This window comes from Gottfriedia sp. NPDC056225 (genome assembly GCF_042267765.1).
Taxonomy (GTDB): domain Bacteria; phylum Bacillota; class Bacilli; order Bacillales; family Bacillaceae_G; genus Gottfriedia.
The window spans coordinates 1-1310 of record NZ_JBHJTJ010000142.1 but is presented as its reverse complement, the minus strand read 5'-3'; the positions used below and the strand labels follow the sequence as shown (position 1 = coordinate 1310).

Sequence of the window (1310 nt, the reverse complement as noted above, 5' to 3'; positions counted from 1 at the left end):
TGGTCTTAACCCTGTCAAGTAGACACACATAAAAAAGACTTTCTAAGCAGCCGTTGTTAACCTGTATTTTACAGGGGAACAACGGTTTAATCGTTTTTGTGTACGTTCATTATTATAGAAATGAATATACTCTTCAATTGCTTGAATAAGTGCCTGTTCTGAATTAAAATTAGATAGATACACCAATTCACATTTGAAGTGTGAGAAGAACGATTCAACGCATGCGTTGTCTAGGCAGTTTCCTTTGCGAGAGTGGCTGCCTAATAAATTATTCTTTTCTAGGAACTGGTTGTATTTTGGAGTCGTGTACTGGAATCCCTGATCTGAATGCAGGATACTTCCATGCACGTTTCTTTTTTTACATAAGTCTTTAATTGTTTCTAGGACTAGTTTAAGATCATTTCGCTCTGAACACTTCCAAGACAGGATTTCATTATTATAAAGATCTTGTACAACTGATAGATAATAGAATTTATTCCCTACTTTGATATACGTGATATCTGTCGCAAATGCAACGTTTGGTAAGTCTTGTTTAAATTGGCGATTTAATAGATTAGGATAAATATTAGATGGTTCTACACCAAAATATTTTCTTTTCTTACGTATGACCGATTTAATGTCTAATTCCTTCATTATTCGATACACCTTTTTGTGGTTAATAATTAACCCTTCATCTCTTAAACGGTCAGTAATTCTAGGATATCCGTAATATGGTCGAATTGTATGAATGGCTTGAATATGGGATTTAACCGCGTCCTCAAGATTAGTTCTCCTTAATTTATAAACAATCAATTTTTTCCATTTATAGAAACCAGCTCTTGAAACTTTTGCGATTCGAATAAGCATCGTTATTGGGTAACGTGCTTTCATCTCATTAATTATTTCAAATCGAACTCCCTTTGGAATTATCCCTCCTCGAGTATATTTGGATAGAGCTTTTTTAAGTATTCTATCTGCGCTTTTAAATATTTATTTTCTTCCTCAATTGAGCTAAATTCAGTTTTAGTAAAATCTGCAAATGGATTATTAGCTTTAGATTTTCCTCTTTGATCATCAAATAACTCACCATTTCTATACTTTTTTACCCACTCTTTAAGCTGGGTAGAACTTCGTAGACCTAGTTCTTCCGAAATCGAAACATAACTGCCAAATCCATCTTCATAACGTTTTACTGCCTTAAGCTTGAATTCAATCGAATATTTCTTAAATTTAGTCCCTTTTAAAGGCATAATAAATCCCCCTATAGTAGATTACCTATCCATTATAAGGGATAGGCTTTTTCCCGTGTCTACTATAAAGGGATAATATCA

The 1310-nt window shown here is 33.4% G+C and carries 2 protein-coding genes; both read right to left on the bottom strand.

The window, feature by feature from the left end:
* Positions 1–42: 42 nt before the first annotated feature.
* Positions 43–906, bottom strand: coding sequence for an IS3 family transposase (locus ACFCYN_RS25480; RefSeq protein WP_375952984.1), 864 nt, complete (start codon positions 904–906; stop codon positions 43–45).
* Positions 906–1229 (bottom strand): transposase, encoded by a 324-nt coding sequence (locus ACFCYN_RS25475; RefSeq protein WP_172444318.1) that lies wholly within the window; start codon positions 1227–1229, stop codon positions 906–908. Before ACFCYN_RS25475 ends, ACFCYN_RS25480 begins: the two co-directional genes overlap by 1 nt.
* Between the last annotated feature and the right edge of the window lie 81 nt (positions 1230–1310).